Below are 17384 nucleotides of genomic sequence, written 5' to 3' on the forward strand. Positions count from 1 at the left end.
TATACGTTGTTTGAATACAATAAGATTCCGGGGCCTATCGTGGACAAACATACCTAAATAGAATACGTCCTTTTTGCTTAATTGTCAATATAATTCGCTATCTAGGCGATATTTTTTCGGAATATCTTCATAAAAGACGTGATATAAAAACAGGCCGTTGGCTTGTGCCGTTTCTCTGACTTCTTCCCTGTTCTTCGCTTTAATTACTCGGGGTATATCATTGAGCGGTCTTTTACCATTACCGATTTCCAGTAAAGTTGCCACCAAAATTCTGACCATATTGTATAAAAAACCAGAACAAATGAAGTCAAAAATTATTTCATTTTCCTCTTCATCTTTTTGCACATTGACATAATACATTGTGCGAACTTTGTTTTTTATCTGGCCTCCACTAGCGGCAAAACTAGTAAAATCATGTGTTCCTAATAAATCTTTTGCTGCTAGCTGCATTTTTTCCAAGTCAACCGGATAAGGATAATGGCCCGTATAAAAACGCTTGAAGGGATCAACAAAGCGATCTAGGCTAACTCGGTAACGATACCATTTTCCCTTTGCACTATAGCGAACATGAAAGTTTTCATCAACAATTTCACATTCTTTAAAAACAATATCAAGCGGCATGATTGAATTAAGTGCACAAATCATGCGTTCAGGCGGAATTGTTGTCCCCGGATAATCAAAATGAATAACTTGACCGAAAGCATGCACGCCTGCATCCGTTCTTCCTGAACCTTCAACAGCGACTTCGTGACCTTTAGTCATTTTCTTTAACGCGGCTTCAATTGTTCCCTGCACTGTCCGCTGACGAGGTTGCGATTGAAAGCCATGAAAAAGGTGCCCATCGTAGGCAAGTGTCATTTTATACCTTGTGTAATTCATTAATGTGTCCTAAAAATTAATAATAGAGCTGTTAAGACGACGAAATAACCTAAGTTCACTAAATCATATTTTGACCATTTTAAAACTCGGAATTTAGTTCGTCCCTCATCACCGCGATAGCCGCGTGATTCCATTGCTGTTGATAAGTCGATGGCTGTTTCTAATGAACTAATGAATAAAGGAACCAAAAGTGGCGTTATTGCCTTAGCACGTTGAATTAAGCCGCCATTATTAAAATCGGCACCTCGTGAACGTTGGGCGTTCATGATTTTAACCGTTTCATCGAATAAAGTGGGCACAAAGCGCAATGCAATCGACATTACTAGGGCAATCTTATCCACCGGAACGCGAAACAGCTTAAGCGGGATCAGTAACCACTCGATCGCATCCGCAATTTCTAATGGCATGGTCGTGACCGTCATCACCGTTGATGCCAGAATAATCACTGTGAACCGGATAAAAATAAAGATTGAGTTTGTAATACCGTAGCTTGACAGCGCAAAAATCGACCACTGCCAATATATTTTTCCACCGACCGTAAAAAACAATTGCAATAGCGAGGTAAATAGGATTAACCAAATCATTGGTTTGACCCCATCCCAAAAAACCTTGGGCTTCAACTTGGTAGCCGCAACGCCGACAAAGCTAAAGAGCGTCACAATGGCGTAGGTAACTGGATTATTTGCTAAGAAAATCAACAAAATAAAGCCGATAGTGGCTAGCAACTTGCCGCGGGGATCCATCCGGTAAACAAGCGAATCGCCAGCAATATAGCGGCCAATTAAAATTTTACTCACACACTCACCCCTTTAAATTTTGCTCAATTGCGCTAATTAGTTGCTTTTCAGTTAACGGCCGACCGTCAGCAAAGTTGAAATTGGTCAGTTGATTGGCAAATAGGGACGCCTTAGGCTCCTCAAGATGATGCTTTTTTAGCCAGTCGCGATCCTGAAACACGTTTGCTGGCGTGTCGTGCTTAATCAGCCTGCCGTATTCCATTACCAACACATCGTCTGCATAATTGGCTACATCATCCATGTTGTGGGTAACTAGAATAACCGTGTGTCCCTCTTGCTGGTATTGCTTAAACAAGTGCATCATTTGGCGCCGTGCTCGGGGATCAAGACCGGCAGCTGGTTCGTCCAAGCAAAGAATATCGGGCTCATAAGCTAAAACTCCGGCAATGGCTACTCGCCTCATTTGTCCACCAGAAAGTTCAAAAGGCGAGCGCTGCCCGATTTCAGGTGGTAAACCCACTTTTTCCAACCAATTACGTGCGCTTGCCAATGCTTCTTCTTTGCTATAGCCAAAGTTTTTCGGGCCAAAGGCAATATCATCTAGAACCGTAGTTTCAAATAATTGGGTCTCTGGGAATTGAAACACTAAACTAACATGGCGCCGCAATTCTTTTAAATTTTTGTTCGTTGTAGCTGGTGTGATGACTGTATTAGCAAGCTCAATACGCCCAGCAGTGGGTTTCAATAAGGCATTAAAATGCTGCATTAAAGTCGATTTGCCGCTGCCAGTGTGCCCAATAATCGCTGTAAAGGAGCCATCTGCTAGTTCAAAACTCACATCTTCTAGACCTTTTTTTTCAAGCGGCGAGCCGATTGAGTATGTGTAACCTACTTGTTCGAATTTAATTGACATAAGTAATTCACCAACTCTTTTTCTGAATTAATCTTTTGAGGCAGTTTAAGCGAATCGCTGCGTAAATCATCCATTACTTGTTGGAAAAAAGGCACATCAAGGCCAATCTCCCGCAAAAGCTTTACCTGACCGAAAACCTCCGTCGTCGTGCCCTGAGTTAACAGCTTGCCATCGTTCATTACCAAAACGTTATCCGCTTGATTGGCTTCATCAAGGTCATGAGTAATTGCCAAGACCGTCAAGTCGTATTCGTCTTTCATTTGCCGTACAATACTTAAAATCTTGTCGCGGCCCTCTGGATCTAACATTGATGTTGCTTCGTCCAAGACGATAATTTTGGGTCTGATTGCCAAAATTCCGGCAATTGCAACACGCTGTTTTTGACCGCCGGAGAGATTAGCCGGCTCAGTATTGGCATATTCACTCATTCCCACCGCTTCAATCGCTTCTGGCACAATTTTAAGCATTTCAGGACGTGGCACACCACGATTTTCCAAACCAAAAGCCACATCATCAGCAACCGTCGCACCAACAAATTGGTTGTCCGGATTTTGAAATACAACGCCAATTTTATCTCTAATGTCCCACACACTGTCATCATCTAGCTTAGTGCCATCGATTTCAATGGCTGAGTCACTGTTTTCATCGGCCACCAGCAAGCCGTTAAGTAAGCGAATAATGGTCGACTTGCCACTGCCATTATGACCAATAATCGAAGTCCACGAACCCCGTTTAATTTCAAAACTGACGTGATCAATCGCAGGTGAGTCGGTCTCAGGATATGTAAAACTGATATTATGAACTTTAATAATACTATCTTTTGCCATGCTCTCACCTTCTTACAAAGTCTTACTCAATTGTACCAAAAAAAGACTCATATAATAAATTATCAACAAAAATAAAATTTTTACGTTGTTCTAAAAACCTTATAGATTTTAAACAACATCAATTTTTCAACGAACTGGTTTTTTATTTCAAAGCAAAACAGGCTTAAAGACTTGCTATTTAGTGATAATACAAATAAGTTGATCAGTGATATTTCCTAATTTAGTAAACTTTAAGAGTTAGTATCACATGTGCTTAACCTCATTAAATCAATTTAATATTTATTTAATTTTATTGTTGTATAAAGTTAATTTATGCTTTATAATAATAGTTGTAATATAATATTTTTATTATTTTAAAGGAGAAAGGTTATGAAAATACTAACCAGAAGCTCAATAAAATCTACAGTAGCATTATTATTATCCTGCGTTTCTATTGGTGTATCTCAACATGTTTCGGCAAAAGAGAATATCGAGTCCGAGAACAATTTTGCTATCAATTCAAATGTAAATAAGGATTTGTCTTCACTAGTAGTTAACTATAAAGTGCCTGATAAAGTTCTAAAAAAGGATATGGAGCAGCAAGCTGCTGCAATTATTGAGGAAAATAGCCGAACTAGGACACCAAACTATGTTAATATTACCTATAAAATCGATGGAACAAAATATCCTAGTGCTAAAGGATATGTTGGCAATCAGCCTTCACATGGAACAAGGATTAAAAATTCGTCAGGCGGCTTTTTTTGGTCTACATCTGGAGGCCCTTCAATTTCCGTTGGATCCGGTTTTCCCGGTTTTAGCTTTTCGATAAGTCTTGGTACAGTTGGTCCCTCAGGAGTTTGGGTAAAGGCTCCTAATACAAGAGACTATTTCAAGGTTTACGCTCAGAAAACATATAAAGCTGAAAGACTAGCTTTCTATGGTCACCCGATTAATCATCAAAGTGGACCAAAACAATTTTTGTATTATGGTTACAGAAAACATTGGTACTCTCAAACAGCTTGGGCAGTAGCACAATAGCATTAGGAAATATATATTATGAAGAAAAACTTCTATAAAATCACTACTTTTCTGCTTACTTTTTTACTTACTTTATCATTGTTTTTTTTATTGAAAGCAATTAGAAAACCGCCTTCCGTTTTTGGAGATTTTTCTAACAATTTAAATCCAGGAAATAATGTGAGAATCGCTTTAGGTATACATCAAAAGAGCATATATCGACTGTATTTTAAAGGAACTGAATTTGATCGAGGTATTATAGAAAAATCTAGTGAATATGCATATATTTTAAAAAGTAAAAAAGGTACTAATGGAACCTTGATTTTAACAAGTAGAGATTCGTATTTATATTATCCAAATTTGAAAGATAAGGTAATTATTGTTAAAAAGGTTTCAGATGTGCCAACAATAACAAAATAAAGCGAAGTTTTAATAGACTGGATTCCCATTAAATCGTAGCAGAAAAGTAATTAAACAAATATTAACTTTATTGATATAAAGTTAGGAGTAATAAATCTTAATAATTTCTATCTTTGGACTAAATTCCGATTGTTTATCAGAGTTTAGTCTTTTAATTTGGTCCCTTGCTTATATAATGATCTAAATGGATGTAATAAAAAGCTTTATCAGAATAAGCCTTAATTAAGTCAATCCAAATTTAACAGTATTGATGATTTTGAGTTTACTTTTTAAGGAAAATTTATTACCTTTTCTTGGCTCACATTCTTCAATTTTTTAGTCAAATAAGTCTTGGTACTTATTTTTTAAAATCGGTTTGAAGAGAAAACAGTTAGTTTAAATTTTTAATTTCTGACTCTTTTGAGTAGAATGTGAACTTTAATGAATGCCAAAATGAATTCCCTTGTTTACCTCATAAATAATTATTAAATTTATTCTTTAATTACAATTTTAAAGAAACATACTGAAAAAATCATTTTTTATTTACCAGTTACTTATCGAATTATAGTCAGACTATACTTGTTTCAAATAAAAAAATCAATTTGAAACATAACAATTTACTTCTATTAAAAGAAACGTATTAGCTTTTTACCTACTCCAATTATTTTAATATTTTTAAAAAGAGTTCAATCAGAAGATCTTAAATCAAAACTTTTTTGTTTCAACTAAAGTTGCATCTCTTTATATGAGCAAATTCGTGACTTTCACTTAGATAGATATATCCGTTGGTTGCTACACTAAAATTAGGATTCATTCAAAAACAAATATTAAATTCAAGCTGAAACTTTACATTTCAATTGAATTCAGAAAAAAAAAATCACCCATGAAGAGGGATAATTTTCATTATCTAAGCTAGACTAAACTTTCGTCATCATCTTAACGCTTATTCTCACTTTCATGGATAATTCTTAATAGCTATTAAGTTTTGGTTATTCTAACTTAAACCAATTCTAGAATAACCATTGGAGCTGCATCGCCTCTACGAGCCTTGGCAAGCTTCAAAATACGGGTGTAACCACCATTACGGTCCTTGTAACGAGGTGCAATATCACTGAAGAGTTTTTGCAATGCTGATTTTACAACAACTGCATCTTTTTCTTCTTGAATGTCAGCAACTTCATTACGAACGTAAGCAGCAGCTTTTCTTCTTGCAGCTAAATCACCACGCTTGCCTAAAGTAATCATCTTTTCGGCAGTTTTGCGGACTTCTTTAGCACGTGTTTCAGTAGTAACAATGCGTTCGTTCATGATCAATTGAGTAGTCATTTCTCTAAGCATTGCTTTTCTATGTGCACTATCGCGACCTAATTTACGGTATGCCATCAGTTTACCTCCTTTTATTTGTTAGTTAATCTTCTTGACGAAGTGAAAGTCCCAAATCAGTTAATTTATTTTTAACTTCTTCTAATGATTTACGTCCTAAATTACGTACACGCATCATATCTGCTTCTGTCTTATCAGTCAGTTCTTGCAGAGTATTAATGCCGGCACGCTTAAGGCAGTTGTATGAACGAACAGATAAATCAAGCTCTTCAATTGTCATTTCGAGCTTCTTCTCTGCAGTATCGTCCTCTTTTTCAACCATAACATCATTGAATTGGGTATTTGCATCAGCAGTTTCAAACACTTTAAAGTGCGCTACCAAAATTTTGGCAGCAAAACTAAGGGCGTCATTAGGCTTGATTGAACCATCAGTCCAAATCTCTAAAGTGAGCTTGTCAAAATCGTCTCTTTTACCAACACGAGTTGACTCAACCTGGTAATTAACTTTTTTAATTGGTGAAAAGAGAGAATCAACCGGAATAACACCAATTGGCATATCTTCACTCTTATTCTCACTTGCGGCAACGTAACCACGGCCATTTTTGACTGCAATCTGCATATGCAAGTGACCACCGTCAGCAATGGTACAAATATATTGATCTGGATTCAGAATTTGAATATCCGAATCGGCTTTCAGATCATCGGCGGTAACAGTAGCTGGACCCTCAACATCTACTTCAATGGTCTTTTGCTCATCTGAAAAAGATTTTAATTCAAGCTTCTTCAGGTTCAAGATAATCTTAGCAACATCTTCTCTAACACCTGGAACAGTGGAGAATTCGTGTAAAACATCATCAATTTGAACATAAACAAGTCCAGTACCTGGAATAGATGTAAGTAAAACTCTACGTAATGAGTTACCTAAAGTAGTACCAAAGCCTCGTTCAAGTGGTTCAATAACAAATTTACCATAAGCCTTCTCTTGGTCCACAACGGTAATATTTGGTTTTTCAAATTCAATCATTACTAGGCCCCTTTCAAAACGCAACGTCCTTCATTAAGAACAAAATTAAACACGACGACGTTTTGGTGGTCTAGAACCATTGTGGGGAACTGGAGTGACATCACGGATTGCAGTGATCTCAAGTCCAGTAGCTTGAAGTGATCTTATAGCAGATTCACGACCAGCACCAGGACCCTTAACAGAAACTTCTACATGTTTCATGCCTTGGTCCATTGCGCTCTTAGCTGCTGCTTCGGCTGCCATTTGAGCTGCAAATGGGGTAGACTTACGACTACCTTTAAAGCCCAATGCACCAGCTGAAGACCAAGCAATTGCATTGCCTTGAACGTCAGTAATCATGACTAAAGTATTATTAAACGTAGAATGAATGTGAGCAACGCCTTTTTCAACGTGCTTCTTCACACGACGCTTACGTGCTGTTTTAGGCATCAATAAACCTCCTTATATTTTTGTTTATCTCTTCTTACTACCCTTACGAGTACGGGCATTATTCTTGGTATTTTGTCCACGAACTGGAAGTCCACGGCGGTGACGCATACCACGGTAAGAACCAATATCAATTAACCGTTTGATATTCATGCTGACTTCTCTACGCAAGTCACCTTCAACACGGTATTTATCAACTTCTGCGCGAAGCTTTTCTTGATCATCTGGAGTCAAATCTTTTGAACGTATGTCTTCAGAAACACCAGCATCCGCACAAATTTTCTGAGCTGTTGGTTCACCAATGCCATAAATGTATGTTAATGCAACAACTATTCTTTTATCTCTTGGTAAGTCAACACCAGCAATACGTGCCATAAATTGCACCTCCTATTTTATTTTTAACCTTGACGCTGTTTGTGTTTTGGATTTGCAGAACAAATAACCATCACACGACCATGTCTTTTAATAATCTTACAATGTTCACACATTGGTTTAACAGATGGTCTAACCTTCATGTTTCCCTCCGTTATTACTTTATAAACCGATAAGTAATTCTACCTTTTGTTAAATCGTAAGGAGAAAGTTCTACAGTAACACGGTCTCCGGGCAGAATACGAATATAGTGCATTCTGATTTTCCCAGAAACATGTGCTAATATTTCTGCTCCATTTTCCAATTCAACCTTAAACATAGCATTAGGCAAAGTATCAATAACTTTACCCTTTACTTCAATGACATCATCTTTTGCCAAAGCTGTTCCTCCGCATTTAAACAGTCATACTTTGAAATTATAACACGGAAAAGTAAATATACAAATTATTGCTTTTTACTTAAAACCGCATCAACACTTTCAAAGACTTTCTCAGGAGATTGTTCACCATCTACACAGGTTAACAACCCATTCTTTTGATAATAGTCTTTCAAAGGTGTGTTCATCTTTTCGTTAACTTGTAAACGATTCTTAACTACTTCTGGCTTGTCATCTTCACGTTGATAAAATTCATGACTGCCACAACGATCACAAGTACCTTCTACTTTAGGCATCTTAGTAATTTTGTTATAAGTGGCACCACACTTTTTACACATAAAGCGTGCTGATAAACGTTTGACTAAAGTATCTTCCTTAACCTCTAAAGAGATTACGTTAGTTAAAGGTTTGTTCAACTTCTTAGTGATATCCTCCAAAAGTTCAGCTTGAACAATTGTCCGAGGAAAGCCATCTAAAATGTAGCCTTCTTTAATATCTGGTTGACCCAAACGTTCTTCTACTAATCTAGCAGTAACTTCGTCCGGTACCAAATCACCTTTGTCAATGTAACTTTTAGCTTCAAGACCAACTTTGGTCTCATTAGCCATTGCTTCTCTAAACATATCCCCAGTTGAAATATGAGTTAGATGATATTTATCAACAATTTGCTCTGATACTGTTCCTTTACCAGCACCCGGCAAACCTAAAAGAAATAAATTAATCATTTATTCGTTCCTATCTGATGAATCCTACATATTCTCTCTTCATTAACAAACCGTTAATTTGACGAGATAACTCCAAGACAACTCCGATTACGATCAAAAGACTAGTTCCACCTAGTCCAATTGAACTCGGTAAGTCCCAAATATTAGTAGCAAGTTGTGGTAGTAAAGCTACCAAACCCAAGAATACTGAACCAACAGTTGATAATCTAATTAACAACTTTGAAACATATTTTTGCGTATCCTTACCCGGCCATACACTAGGAATGTAAGCACCTTGTTTTTGCAAGTTCTTTGCAAGCTTCTCAGGATTAACCTGAACAAAAGCATAAAAGAAGGTAAACAGTACAATCAAAAGAGTATAAATGATAACACCAGTTGTAGTCTGCATACTAAAAATGTTAGTCATTACCTTGTACCATTGTTGGTCGCCTTGAGTTCTTTGAAAGGCCATTAAAATTGTGGCTGGTGTAACAATAAACGAACTAGCGAAAATTACTGGAATCACACCTGAGACATTAACTTTTAATGGTAAGAAACTTTCTGAGCCACTAGTAGTTGCTCGTCTAGTGTATTGGATTGGAATACGGCGATCAGCCTGTTCAACCCAAGTAACTATTTGCGTTACGATGAGTATTGCAATGAGAATCGCAATGAAGAACACAATTCCTTGCCAACGATCACTCGCACTATTATTGATCACTTCATCTTTATATAACTGCCAAAGACCGCGTGGAAGTCGAGCAATAATACCGGCAAAAATAATTACTGAAACGCCGTTACCTAAACCTTTATCGGTAATTTCATCACCAAGCCAAGTCAACAGCATCGTCCCTGCAGTCATAATGATTGCAATTTCACAGTATGATTGCCACGTTTGGGATTTAACTAATCCCATTTCAGTCAAAGCGTTAAAACCAAGCGTGATTCCAATGCTTTGAAAAAATGCGACAAATAATGCAAGCCATCTTGTAGCTTGATTGGTCTTACGGCGACCAACTTCACCCTGCTTGCCCCATTCCACTAAAGTAGGAACAATGTCCATTTGCAACAATTGGATAACAATTTGCGCAGTAATGAAGGGCGAAACACCAAGTGAAAAAATCGAGTAATTATCTAGCCCACCACCGGAAACAGTGTCCAGCATTGGAACTAAACCAGTTTGTGCGACTTGAGTAATCGCTTTTGCATTGACACCTGGAACAGTAATGTTAGCTCCAATGCGATACAGCAAAAGAATAAAGAGTGTGAAATAAATCTTATTTCTAATTTCTTTATCCTTGAAGGCGTTCTTCAAAGTCGAAAACATTAGATCACCTCAACAGATCCGCCTGCAGCTTCAACTGCTTTTTTAGCAGCGGCGGAAACCTTGTTAACCTTTACGTTTAACTTAACTTTTAGCTCACCCTTAGCAAGTAGCTTAACGCCTGATAATTCTTTCTTTACCAAGCCGTTTTCTTTAAGACTAGCAACAGTAACTTCGTCGTTGTCTTTAAACTTGTTTAAGTCGTCTAAATTAATAATTGCATATTTTTTACGGTTAACGTTCTTAAAACCACGCTTAGGCATAGTTCTGAATAATGGCATTTGACCACCTTCAAAACCTAAACGAGTGTGTCCACCTTGACGGGCTAATTGACCCTTTTGTCCACGGCCAGAAGTCTTTCCGTAACCACTTGAAGTACCACGTCCAACACGTTTTCTAGTATTGCGTGAACCCTCAGCAGCATGTAATTCATGAAGCTTCATTAATTCGGCACCTCCTCAATTAATTATTTATTGATCTCTTCAACAGAGATTAAATGTGCAATTTTCAACAATGCACCACGAGTAGCAGCGTTGTCTGGTAGAGTAGCTGTACTATTGATTCTACCTAAGCCTAAGGCTTTAACAACTTTTTGTTGGTTAGGTAGACGGTGCGCAGCACTTCTAATTAAAGTAACTTTTAATTCAGTCATTTATTTTGTCTCCCTAATCTAAATCAGCGTGACGTAGTTTTTCAACTTGTTCACTGGTCTTAAGTTTCTTCAACCCATCGATAGTTGCACGAACAACATTGATTGGAGTGTTTGAACCAAGTGACTTAGAAGTAACATCAGCGATACCAGCCATATCCATAACGATACGAACGGCACCACCGGCAGCAACTCCGGAACCAGCTGGAGCAGGTTTAATTAAGATGCTACCTGAGCCATAGTGACCGATTACTTCGTGAGGAATGGTAGTACCAACCTTAGGAACAGTAATCATGTTCTTCTTACCAGCTTCAACGGCCTTACGGATTGCTTCTGGAACTTCTTGAGCTTTACCAGTACCAAAGCCTACACGACCTTTTTTGTCGCCAACGATTACCAAGGCAGCAAATCTCATTCGTTGACCACCCTTGACAACCTTGGTGACACGATTAATTGCTACTAACTGATCTTCGATGTCGTCTTTATTTCTGCGATTATTGCGAGAATCGTTGCGGTTTGCCATGTATTATTCTCCTTCCCTAGAAATCTAATCCGTTTTCACGAGCGGCATCTGCCAAAGCTGAAATACGGCCGTGGTATAGGTAACCACTTCTATCGAACACAACATTTGAAATGTTCTTAGCTTTAGCTGCTTCGGCAATTGCCTTACCTACAGCTTGAGCTTGTTCTACCTTAGTTGAATCCTTAGCTACGGAATCATCCAAAGTTGAGGCACTTGCTAGCGTTACACCCGCTACGTCATCAATTAATTGAGCGTAGATGTTTTTGTTTGAACGGAAAACGCTTAAGCGTGGGCGCTCAGCAGTACCAGAAATCTTGCCACGAATACGTTTGTGACGCTTTAAGCGTAACTTATTTTTATCTGGTTTTGAAATCACAATTTCACCTCAAAAATTTATTTATTACTTACCTGTCTTACCTTCCTTACGACGTACATATTCGTCAGTGTAACGAATACCTTTACCCTTGTAAGGCTCTGGTGGACGTACATCGCGGATTTCAGCAGCAAATTGTCCAACATTTTGCTTAGAAATCCCTTCTACTTCAATATCAGTTGCTGAAGTAGCTTTTACGGAAACACCTTCTGGTGCAGTCATTTCAACTGGGTGTGAGTAACCAACATTTAATGTTAATTTGTTGCCTTGTGCTGTTGCACGGTAACCAACACCGATTAACTTCAAAGTCTTCTTGTAGCCATTAACTACACCTTCAACCATTGATGCTAAGTTAGCTCTTTCAGTACCGTGAAGTGCTTTATCACTTTCACTTGAACGTGAAAAGTTAATCTTGCCATCTTCTTGCTTGAAAGTAATCTTTGGATCGAAGTATCTAGTTAATTCACCCTTTGGTCCCTTAACGGTGATGTTGTCACCATCCTTGGTAACTGTGACACTATCTGGGACTTCAATTGTTTTTAAACCAATACGGCTCATTGATTGTTCTCCTTTCTGTCAGAATTACCAAACGTAAGCGATAACTTCGCCGCCGACGTCTTTTTGTCTAGCTTCTTTATCGGTAATTACACCAGCAGAAGTTGAAACGATGGCGATACCTAAACCATTAAGAACTTTAGGTAAGTTTTCAGCACTAACGTAATTTCTAAGACCTGGCTTAGAAATACGCTTTAAGCCTGAAATGACACGTTCTCCGTCTGGACCATATTTCAAGAAAATCTTGATAATGCCCTGTTTGTTGTCATCAGTAACTTCGTAATCACGGATGAAACCTTCGCGTTTCAAAATTTCTGAAATAGATTTTTTAATGTTTGATGCAGGAATTTCAACTGAACTATGCTTTGCCATATTGGCATTTCTAATTCTAGTCAAGTAATCTGCGATCGGATCTGTCATGACCATTTATGCTATCCTCCTAACCGTATTACCAACTAGCCTTTTTAAGACCTGGGATTTGACCTTTGTGAGCTAAATCCTTCAAGCAAATACGGCATAAACCAAACTTACGGTAAACGGAGTGTGGACGACCACATCTCTCGCAACGAGTATATTCACGTGAAGAGAATTTAGCAGGACGATGATTTCTAATTATTTGTGATGTTTTAGCCATTAGTGTCCTCCATTATTTTGCAAACGGCATACCAAATTGACTTAAAAGCTCACGAGCTTCTTCATCAGTGTTGGCAGTAGTAACGATAACAACATCTAAACCTCTTGTCCGATTAACCTTATCAAAGTCAATTTCTGGGAAAATAAGTTGTTCCTTAATACCTAAAGTGTAGTTACCACGACCATCGAATGAACGGCTTGAAACACCGCGGAAGTCACGAACCCGAGGAAGCGAAACACTAATTAACTTGTACAAGAAATCATACATTCTGTCTCCTCTAAGTGTTACCTTAGCACCGATAGACATACCTTCACGTAAACGGAAGTTAGCGATTGATTTCTTAGCCTTTGTTACTAAAGGCTTTTGACCTGAGATCAAAGTTAATTCTTCGACTGCTTCATCCAAGTTCTTTGCGTTAGTAACTGCGTCACCAACACCCATGTTCAAAACGATCTTTTCGATCTTAGGTACTTGCATAACTGAGCTGTATTCAAACTTTTCTTGCAATGCAGGAACAATTTTTTCTTTATATTCTTCAGCTAAATAATTTGCCATTTGTGTCCTCCTTCCTATTTCTTAGTTTCTTCTTTTTTGCTTTCAGACTTAGCAATAACTTTTACGTTTGATGCGTGAATTGAACCTTCTGATTCAACTACACCACCATTTGCATTAGTTTGCGAAGGCTTTTGGTGTTTCTTAATTGTGTTAACGCCCTTAACAACCACACGGTTTTTCTTAACGTTAACAGAAAGAACAGTACCTTCTTTACCTTTGTCTTTTCCGGCAATAACTTTTACTTTGTCACCAGTTTTAACAAACATCAGTGCACCTCACTTAATTATAAGACTTCAGGAGCAAGAGAGACGATCTTCATAAAGTCGTGCTCACGCAGCTCACGTGCAACAGGCCCAAAGATACGAGTACCACGTGGGCTCTTATCTGCATTAATTACTACGCCGGCATTTTCATCAAACTTGATGTATGAACCATCTTCACGACGTGCGCCTGATTTTGTTCTAACAATGACAGCTTTGACAACGTCACCTTTTTTGACAACGCCACCTGGTGTTGCTTGTTTAACAGTTGCAACCACGATGTCACCAATGTTACCAGTCTTACGTCTTGAACCACCTAAGACTCTAATAACTAATAGTTCTCTGGCACCTGAGTTATCAGCAACCTTCAAACGGGATTCATTTTGAATCACTATTTAATCCTCCCCTCACTAAATCCGCAAAACTATACAGATTTCTTGACAATTTTTACTAAACGGAAGCGCTTTGTACGAGATAATGGACGGGTTTCCATGATACGAACAGTATCGCCAACTTTAGCTTCATTTTTTTCGTCTTGTGCGTAATATTTCTTAGAATATTTGATACGCTTCTTGTAAACAGGGTGATTCTTGTAAGTATCAACAACAACAGTGATAGTTTTGTCATTCTTATCAGAAATTACTCGACCTTGATATACGTGACGACGATTTCTTTCGATTGATTCGCTCAAGTTAATAACTCCCTTCCACTAATCTTTCTTCAATGCATCTTCACTTAGAATTGTTTTAATTCTAGCGATGTTCTTGCGGACTTTGCTTAGGCGAGCGGTATTTTCTAATTGACCCGTTGCTTGTTGAAAACGCAAATTAAAGAGTTCTTCTTTGTATTGCTTTTCCTTGTCCAACATCTGATCAGTGGTTAGTGCTCTGATATCTTTAGCCTTCATTAGAATTGCCACCTACTTCCGAACTTTTAGTCACAAACTTACATTTAATTGGTAACTTAGTTGAAGCAAGTCTTAAAGCTTCACGAGCAGTTGCTTCGCTAACGCCACCAATTTCAAACATAATCTTTTCTCTCTTAACAACAGCTACCCAGCCGGCTGGTGCACCTTTACCAGAACCCATACGTACACCAACACCTTTAGCAGTGTATGACTTTTGAGGGAAAATTCTAATCCAAACTTTACCACCACGCTTCATGTAACGAGTCATCGCAACACGAGCAGCTTCGATTTGTTGGTTAGTAATCCAGTGTGATTCAAGAGCTTGTAAACCATATTCACCAAAGGCAATGGTTTTGCCACCCTTAGCAGCACCACGCATCTTACCACGGAATTCACGACGGTGCTTTACCCTTTTTGGTACTAGAGGCATTATTTGTTTCCTCCCTTCACAGCTTTTTCAGGTTTCTTACTCTTTGAAGGTAAGACTTCACCACGGTTGATCCATACTTGAACACCAATTTCACCATAAGTAGTGAAGGCATTTACCCAAGCATAGTCAATGTCAGCTCTTAAAGTTTGTAATGGAACACGACCTTCAGTATGCCATTCTCTTCTTGCCATGTCAGCACCGTTTAAACGACCAGAAGTTTGAACTCTGATTCCTTTAGCACCAGCACGCATAGTTCTTTGAGTAGCTTGGCGCATTGCACGTCTAAAAGCAATACGAGCTTCAAGTTGACTTGCAATACTATCTGCTACTAATTTAGCATCAAGATCTGGTTTCTTAATTTCGACAATGTTAACGTGAACTTGCTTGTTAGTCAAAGCATTTAATTCTTTTCTTAAAGCTTCAACTTCAGAACCACCTTTACCAATTACCATACCTGGTTTTGAAGTATTAATTGATACGTTGATTCTGTTTGCTGCACGTTCAATTTCAACAGTAGAAACAGAGGCATCCTTTAATTTCTTAGAAATGAATTTTCTGATCTTCAGGTCTTCATTTAAGGTTTCTTTGTATCCTCTGTCAGCATACCATTTAGATTCCCAGTCACGAATTACGCCGAGACGAAAACCATTTGGGTTAATTTTCTGACCCATTAATATACCTCCCTTAATCGTTCTTTTCTGAAACTACTACAACTACATGACTTGTTCTCTTGTTAATTGGAGAAGCCATACCTTTGGCACGTGGTCTAAATCTCTTTAAAGTTGCACCTTCGTTTACGTATGCTTCTGATACGTAAAGGTTAGCACTTTCGAGATCGTAGTTGTGTTCCGCGTTAGCGATTGCTGAGCGTAAAACTTTTTCAACGATTGGGGAAGCAGCTCTAGGCGTAAATTGCAAGATTGCCAATGCTTCTGCAACGTCTTTACCGCGAATTAAGTCAACGACTAAACGTGCTTTTCTTGGAGCAATACGAACAGTTCTTGCTTCAGCCCTAGCTGAACTAATTTGTTCTGCCATTTAAGTGTTTCTCCTTCCTCTATTTAGTTGCCTTATCGTCAGATGTCTTGTGTCCATGGAAAGTTCTTGTTGGAACAAATTCACCTAACTTGTGACCAACCATGTCTTCAGTAATGTAAACTGGAACATGTTTTCTACCATCGTAAACAGCTATAGTCAAACCAACGAAGGAAGGGAAAATAGTTGAACGACGTGACCAGGTTTTAATAACCTGTTTTTTCTCTGTGTCTGCTTGTGCATCAACTTTCTTTAGCAAAGATGCGTCTGCAAAAGGCCCTTTTTTAATACTACGGCTCATTAATTAACCCTCCTTCTATTACTTGTTACCCTTACGGTGACGAATAATTAACTTCTCGCTAGCTCTCTTACTATTTCTAGTCTTGATACCGCGAGCTTTCTTACCCCAAGGAGTCATAGGTTGTGGACGACCAACTGGAGCCTTACCTTCACCACCACCATGTGGGTGATCGTTAGGGTTCATTACAGAACCACGTGATTGTGGACGTCTGCCTAACCAGCGGCTACGGCCAGCCTTACCTAATTGAATCAATGAGTGTTGTTCGTTACCAACAACACCAATAGTTGCACGACAAGTTGACAAGATCTTACGAACTTCGCCACTTTGAAGTCTAACTAAAGTGTACTTACCGTCACTACCCAAAACTTGAGCATTGGCACCAGCACTTCTGACAAGTTGTCCACCCTTACCAGGTCTTAATTCAATGTTGTGAATTGAAGTACCAGTAGGAATGTTCTTTAATGGTAAAGCATTACCTGGCTTAATGTCTGCATTAGGACCAGATTCAACTACATCGCCAACTTTTAATCCTTTAGGAGCTAAAATGTAAGCTTTGATACCATCAGTGTAGTGAAGAAGTGCAATGTTAGCAGTTCTGTTTGGATCGTATTCGATAGCCTTAACAACAGCTTTTGCATTGTCCTTGTTACGCTTGAAATCGATGATACGGTACTTTTGCTTATGACCACCACCACGGTGTCTACTTGTAATATGACCATATGAGTTACGACCTGCAGTGTGTGATTGTGATTCAAGCAAGGTACGTTCTGGCTTGCTCTTAGTAATCTCAGCAAAGTCGGAAGAAGTCATATTACGGCGACCATTTGTGGTTGGCTTATAAATCTTAATAGCCAATTGACTG

31 protein-coding genes are annotated in these 17384 nt (G+C 38.4%); 2 read left to right on the forward strand and 29 right to left on the reverse strand.

Translation table 11 applies throughout. The features are described from left to right. Positions 1 to 84: 84 nt before the first annotated feature. The 4 genes from truA to J3U54_RS00545 are packed head-to-tail and all read right to left on the reverse strand — an operon-like array spanning position 85 to position 3356. Positions 85 to 879 (reverse strand): tRNA pseudouridine(38-40) synthase TruA, encoded by a 795-nt coding sequence (truA, locus tag J3U54_RS00530; protein ID WP_267384383.1) that lies wholly within the window; start codon positions 877 to 879, stop codon positions 85 to 87. Further along, the gene (locus J3U54_RS00535; protein WP_267384385.1) at positions 879 to 1676 is read right to left on the reverse strand and encodes an energy-coupling factor transporter transmembrane component T family protein; all 798 of its coding nucleotides are present in this window, start codon (positions 1674 to 1676) and stop codon (positions 879 to 881) included. The genes truA and J3U54_RS00535 overlap by 1 nt, the downstream gene beginning before the upstream one ends. 4 nt (positions 1677 to 1680) lie before the next feature. Then, the gene (locus J3U54_RS00540) at positions 1681 to 2529 is read right to left on the reverse strand and encodes an energy-coupling factor transporter ATPase (protein WP_267384387.1); all 849 of its coding nucleotides are present in this window, start codon (positions 2527 to 2529) and stop codon (positions 1681 to 1683) included. Continuing rightward, entirely contained in the window at positions 2505 to 3356 is an 852-nt protein-coding gene (locus J3U54_RS00545; RefSeq protein WP_267384389.1) for an energy-coupling factor ABC transporter ATP-binding protein, read from the reverse strand. Before J3U54_RS00545 ends, J3U54_RS00540 begins: the two co-directional genes overlap by 25 nt. A gap of 369 nt (positions 3357 to 3725) precedes the next feature. Here J3U54_RS00545 and J3U54_RS00550 point away from each other — a divergent pair, with 369 nt between their 5' ends. Further along, positions 3726 to 4373 carry a hypothetical protein gene (locus tag J3U54_RS00550; RefSeq protein ID WP_267384391.1) on the forward strand — a complete coding sequence of 216 codons (648 nt, stop codon included), beginning with the start codon at positions 3726 to 3728 and terminating at the stop codon, positions 4371 to 4373. 18 nt (positions 4374 to 4391) lie between these two features. Further along, complete coding sequence (locus J3U54_RS00555; protein ID WP_267384393.1) at positions 4392 to 4772, forward strand: hypothetical protein; 381 nt, start codon at positions 4392 to 4394, stop codon at positions 4770 to 4772. Positions 4773 to 5750: 978 nt separating this feature from the next. Here J3U54_RS00555 and rplQ read toward each other — a convergent pair. The 25 genes from rplQ to rplB form a co-directional block, all read right to left on the reverse strand. Continuing rightward, the gene (rplQ, locus tag J3U54_RS00560; RefSeq protein ID WP_103752394.1) at positions 5751 to 6134 is read right to left on the reverse strand and encodes a 50S ribosomal protein L17; all 384 of its coding nucleotides are present in this window, start codon (positions 6132 to 6134) and stop codon (positions 5751 to 5753) included. A gap of 25 nt (positions 6135 to 6159) precedes the next feature. Next, positions 6160 to 7098 carry a DNA-directed RNA polymerase subunit alpha gene (locus J3U54_RS00565; RefSeq protein WP_103752393.1) on the reverse strand — a complete coding sequence of 313 codons (939 nt, stop codon included), beginning with the start codon at positions 7096 to 7098 and terminating at the stop codon, positions 6160 to 6162. A gap of 45 nt (positions 7099 to 7143) precedes the next feature. After that, entirely contained in the window at positions 7144 to 7527 is a 384-nt protein-coding gene (gene rpsK, locus J3U54_RS00570) for a 30S ribosomal protein S11 (protein ID WP_034980403.1), read from the reverse strand. Between the two features lie 24 nt (positions 7528 to 7551). Then, positions 7552 to 7899 carry a 30S ribosomal protein S13 gene (gene rpsM, locus J3U54_RS00575; RefSeq protein WP_046307546.1) on the reverse strand — a complete coding sequence of 116 codons (348 nt, stop codon included), beginning with the start codon at positions 7897 to 7899 and terminating at the stop codon, positions 7552 to 7554. A 23-nt stretch (positions 7900 to 7922) separates the two neighbouring features. Continuing rightward, positions 7923 to 8039 (reverse strand): 50S ribosomal protein L36, encoded by a 117-nt coding sequence (rpmJ, locus tag J3U54_RS00580; protein ID WP_003647815.1) that lies wholly within the window; start codon positions 8037 to 8039, stop codon positions 7923 to 7925. A gap of 14 nt (positions 8040 to 8053) precedes the next feature. Next, positions 8054 to 8275: a translation initiation factor IF-1 gene (infA, locus tag J3U54_RS00585; RefSeq protein ID WP_103752392.1), complete on the reverse strand. Its 222-nt coding sequence runs from the start codon at positions 8273 to 8275 to the stop codon at positions 8054 to 8056. A 65-nt stretch (positions 8276 to 8340) separates the two neighbouring features. After that, positions 8341 to 8997, reverse strand: coding sequence for an adenylate kinase (locus tag J3U54_RS00590; protein ID WP_103752391.1), 657 nt, complete (start codon positions 8995 to 8997; stop codon positions 8341 to 8343). Between the two features lie 10 nt (positions 8998 to 9007). Beyond that, positions 9008 to 10303 carry a preprotein translocase subunit SecY gene (gene secY / locus J3U54_RS00595; RefSeq protein ID WP_103752390.1) on the reverse strand — a complete coding sequence of 432 codons (1296 nt, stop codon included), beginning with the start codon at positions 10301 to 10303 and terminating at the stop codon, positions 9008 to 9010. After that, positions 10303 to 10743, reverse strand: a complete 441-nt coding sequence (gene rplO, locus J3U54_RS00600) for a 50S ribosomal protein L15 (protein WP_267384433.1) — start codon at positions 10741 to 10743, stop codon at positions 10303 to 10305. Before rplO ends, secY begins: the two co-directional genes overlap by 1 nt. Positions 10744 to 10766: 23 nt before the next feature. After that, a complete protein-coding gene (gene rpmD, locus J3U54_RS00605) occupies positions 10767 to 10952 on the reverse strand; it encodes a 50S ribosomal protein L30 (RefSeq protein WP_103752388.1) in 186 nt (61 codons plus the stop codon). Positions 10953 to 10965: 13 nt separating this feature from the next. Then, entirely contained in the window at positions 10966 to 11472 is a 507-nt protein-coding gene (rpsE, locus tag J3U54_RS00610; protein ID WP_103752387.1) for a 30S ribosomal protein S5, read from the reverse strand. Between the two features lie 16 nt (positions 11473 to 11488). Then, entirely contained in the window at positions 11489 to 11848 is a 360-nt protein-coding gene (gene rplR, locus J3U54_RS00615; RefSeq protein ID WP_103752386.1) for a 50S ribosomal protein L18, read from the reverse strand. A gap of 24 nt (positions 11849 to 11872) precedes the next feature. Then, complete coding sequence (gene rplF / locus J3U54_RS00620; protein WP_103752385.1) at positions 11873 to 12403, reverse strand: 50S ribosomal protein L6; 531 nt, start codon at positions 12401 to 12403, stop codon at positions 11873 to 11875. Between the two features lie 24 nt (positions 12404 to 12427). Next, positions 12428 to 12826, reverse strand: coding sequence for a 30S ribosomal protein S8 (rpsH, locus tag J3U54_RS00625; protein ID WP_090092302.1), 399 nt, complete (start codon positions 12824 to 12826; stop codon positions 12428 to 12430). A 22-nt stretch (positions 12827 to 12848) separates the two neighbouring features. Next, complete coding sequence (locus tag J3U54_RS00630) at positions 12849 to 13034, reverse strand: type Z 30S ribosomal protein S14 (RefSeq protein ID WP_103752384.1); 186 nt, start codon at positions 13032 to 13034, stop codon at positions 12849 to 12851. Between the two features lie 12 nt (positions 13035 to 13046). Next, a complete protein-coding gene (gene rplE, locus J3U54_RS00635; RefSeq protein WP_103752383.1) occupies positions 13047 to 13589 on the reverse strand; it encodes a 50S ribosomal protein L5 in 543 nt (180 codons plus the stop codon). A gap of 14 nt (positions 13590 to 13603) precedes the next feature. Continuing rightward, complete coding sequence (gene rplX, locus J3U54_RS00640) at positions 13604 to 13855, reverse strand: 50S ribosomal protein L24 (protein ID WP_046307564.1); 252 nt, start codon at positions 13853 to 13855, stop codon at positions 13604 to 13606. A gap of 17 nt (positions 13856 to 13872) precedes the next feature. After that, a complete protein-coding gene (gene rplN / locus J3U54_RS00645; protein ID WP_034980437.1) occupies positions 13873 to 14241 on the reverse strand; it encodes a 50S ribosomal protein L14 in 369 nt (122 codons plus the stop codon). 32 nt (positions 14242 to 14273) lie between these two features. Then, a complete protein-coding gene (gene rpsQ, locus J3U54_RS00650) occupies positions 14274 to 14540 on the reverse strand; it encodes a 30S ribosomal protein S17 (RefSeq protein WP_103752382.1) in 267 nt (88 codons plus the stop codon). A gap of 18 nt (positions 14541 to 14558) precedes the next feature. Beyond that, entirely contained in the window at positions 14559 to 14756 is a 198-nt protein-coding gene (gene rpmC, locus J3U54_RS00655) for a 50S ribosomal protein L29 (protein ID WP_103752381.1), read from the reverse strand. Further along, positions 14746 to 15186 carry a 50S ribosomal protein L16 gene (gene rplP / locus J3U54_RS00660; RefSeq protein ID WP_103752380.1) on the reverse strand — a complete coding sequence of 147 codons (441 nt, stop codon included), beginning with the start codon at positions 15184 to 15186 and terminating at the stop codon, positions 14746 to 14748. Before rplP ends, rpmC begins: the two co-directional genes overlap by 11 nt. Beyond that, complete coding sequence (gene rpsC, locus J3U54_RS00665) at positions 15186 to 15857, reverse strand: 30S ribosomal protein S3 (RefSeq protein ID WP_103752379.1); 672 nt, start codon at positions 15855 to 15857, stop codon at positions 15186 to 15188. Before rpsC ends, rplP begins: the two co-directional genes overlap by 1 nt. Positions 15858 to 15870: 13 nt before the next feature. After that, positions 15871 to 16224 (reverse strand): 50S ribosomal protein L22, encoded by a 354-nt coding sequence (rplV, locus tag J3U54_RS00670; protein ID WP_038523752.1) that lies wholly within the window; start codon positions 16222 to 16224, stop codon positions 15871 to 15873. A 19-nt stretch (positions 16225 to 16243) separates the two neighbouring features. Further along, entirely contained in the window at positions 16244 to 16522 is a 279-nt protein-coding gene (gene rpsS / locus J3U54_RS00675; protein ID WP_103752378.1) for a 30S ribosomal protein S19, read from the reverse strand. Between the two features lie 18 nt (positions 16523 to 16540). Next, positions 16541 to 17377 carry a 50S ribosomal protein L2 gene (rplB, locus tag J3U54_RS00680; RefSeq protein WP_103752377.1) on the reverse strand — a complete coding sequence of 279 codons (837 nt, stop codon included), beginning with the start codon at positions 17375 to 17377 and terminating at the stop codon, positions 16541 to 16543. Positions 17378 to 17384 lie beyond the last annotated feature (7 nt).

This window comes from Lactobacillus sp. B4007, from assembly GCF_026535895.1.
Lineage (GTDB): Bacteria > Bacillota > Bacilli > Lactobacillales > Lactobacillaceae > Lactobacillus > Lactobacillus panisapium.

Bases quoted from the DNA above. Each gene is read 5' to 3' on its own strand.
- J3U54_RS00590 (WP_103752391.1), bottom strand. From the start codon at position 8,997: ATGATTAATTTATTTCTTTTAGGTTTGCCGGGTGCTGGTAAAGGAACA.
- J3U54_RS00565 (WP_103752393.1), bottom strand. From the start codon at position 7,098: ATGATTGAATTTGAAAAACCAAATATTACCGTTGTGGACCAAGAGAAG.
- secY (WP_103752390.1), bottom strand. From the start codon at position 10,303: ATGTTTTCGACTTTGAAGAACGCCTTCAAGGATAAAGAAATTAGAAAT.
- truA (WP_267384383.1), bottom strand. From the start codon at position 879: ATGAATTACACAAGGTATAAAATGACACTTGCCTACGATGGGCACCTT.
- J3U54_RS00555 (WP_267384393.1), top strand. From the start codon at position 4,392: ATGAAGAAAAACTTCTATAAAATCACTACTTTTCTGCTTACTTTTTTA.
- J3U54_RS00630 (WP_103752384.1), bottom strand. From the start codon at position 13,034: ATGGCTAAAACATCACAAATAATTAGAAATCATCGTCCTGCTAAATTC.
- rplX (WP_046307564.1), bottom strand. From the start codon at position 13,855: ATGTTTGTTAAAACTGGTGACAAAGTAAAAGTTATTGCCGGAAAAGAC.
- rpmJ (WP_003647815.1), bottom strand. From the start codon at position 8,039: ATGAAGGTTAGACCATCTGTTAAACCAATGTGTGAACATTGTAAGATT.
- rplP (WP_103752380.1), bottom strand. From the start codon at position 15,186: ATGCCTCTAGTACCAAAAAGGGTAAAGCACCGTCGTGAATTCCGTGGT.
- rplQ (WP_103752394.1), bottom strand. From the start codon at position 6,134: ATGGCATACCGTAAATTAGGTCGCGATAGTGCACATAGAAAAGCAATG.
- J3U54_RS00540 (WP_267384387.1), bottom strand. From the start codon at position 2,529: ATGTCAATTAAATTCGAACAAGTAGGTTACACATACTCAATCGGCTCG.
- rpsC (WP_103752379.1), bottom strand. From the start codon at position 15,857: ATGGGTCAGAAAATTAACCCAAATGGTTTTCGTCTCGGCGTAATTCGT.
- rplV (WP_038523752.1), bottom strand. From the start codon at position 16,224: ATGGCAGAACAAATTAGTTCAGCTAGGGCTGAAGCAAGAACTGTTCGT.
- rpsM (WP_046307546.1), bottom strand. From the start codon at position 7,899: ATGGCACGTATTGCTGGTGTTGACTTACCAAGAGATAAAAGAATAGTT.
- J3U54_RS00545 (WP_267384389.1), bottom strand. From the start codon at position 3,356: ATGGCAAAAGATAGTATTATTAAAGTTCATAATATCAGTTTTACATAT.
- rplO (WP_267384433.1), bottom strand. From the start codon at position 10,743: ATGAAGCTTCATGAATTACATGCTGCTGAGGGTTCACGCAATACTAGA.
- rpmD (WP_103752388.1), bottom strand. From the start codon at position 10,952: ATGACTGAATTAAAAGTTACTTTAATTAGAAGTGCTGCGCACCGTCTA.
- rplE (WP_103752383.1), bottom strand. From the start codon at position 13,589: ATGGCAAATTATTTAGCTGAAGAATATAAAGAAAAAATTGTTCCTGCA.
- rplF (WP_103752385.1), bottom strand. From the start codon at position 12,403: ATGAGCCGTATTGGTTTAAAAACAATTGAAGTCCCAGATAGTGTCACA.
- J3U54_RS00550 (WP_267384391.1), top strand. From the start codon at position 3,726: ATGAAAATACTAACCAGAAGCTCAATAAAATCTACAGTAGCATTATTA.
- rpsS (WP_103752378.1), bottom strand. From the start codon at position 16,522: ATGAGCCGTAGTATTAAAAAAGGGCCTTTTGCAGACGCATCTTTGCTA.
- rpsH (WP_090092302.1), bottom strand. From the start codon at position 12,826: ATGGTCATGACAGATCCGATCGCAGATTACTTGACTAGAATTAGAAAT.
- rpsE (WP_103752387.1), bottom strand. From the start codon at position 11,472: ATGGCAAACCGCAACGATTCTCGCAATAATCGCAGAAATAAAGACGAC.
- rpsK (WP_034980403.1), bottom strand. From the start codon at position 7,527: ATGCCTAAAACAGCACGTAAGCGTCGTGTGAAGAAGCACGTTGAAAAA.
- rpmC (WP_103752381.1), bottom strand. From the start codon at position 14,756: ATGAAGGCTAAAGATATCAGAGCACTAACCACTGATCAGATGTTGGAC.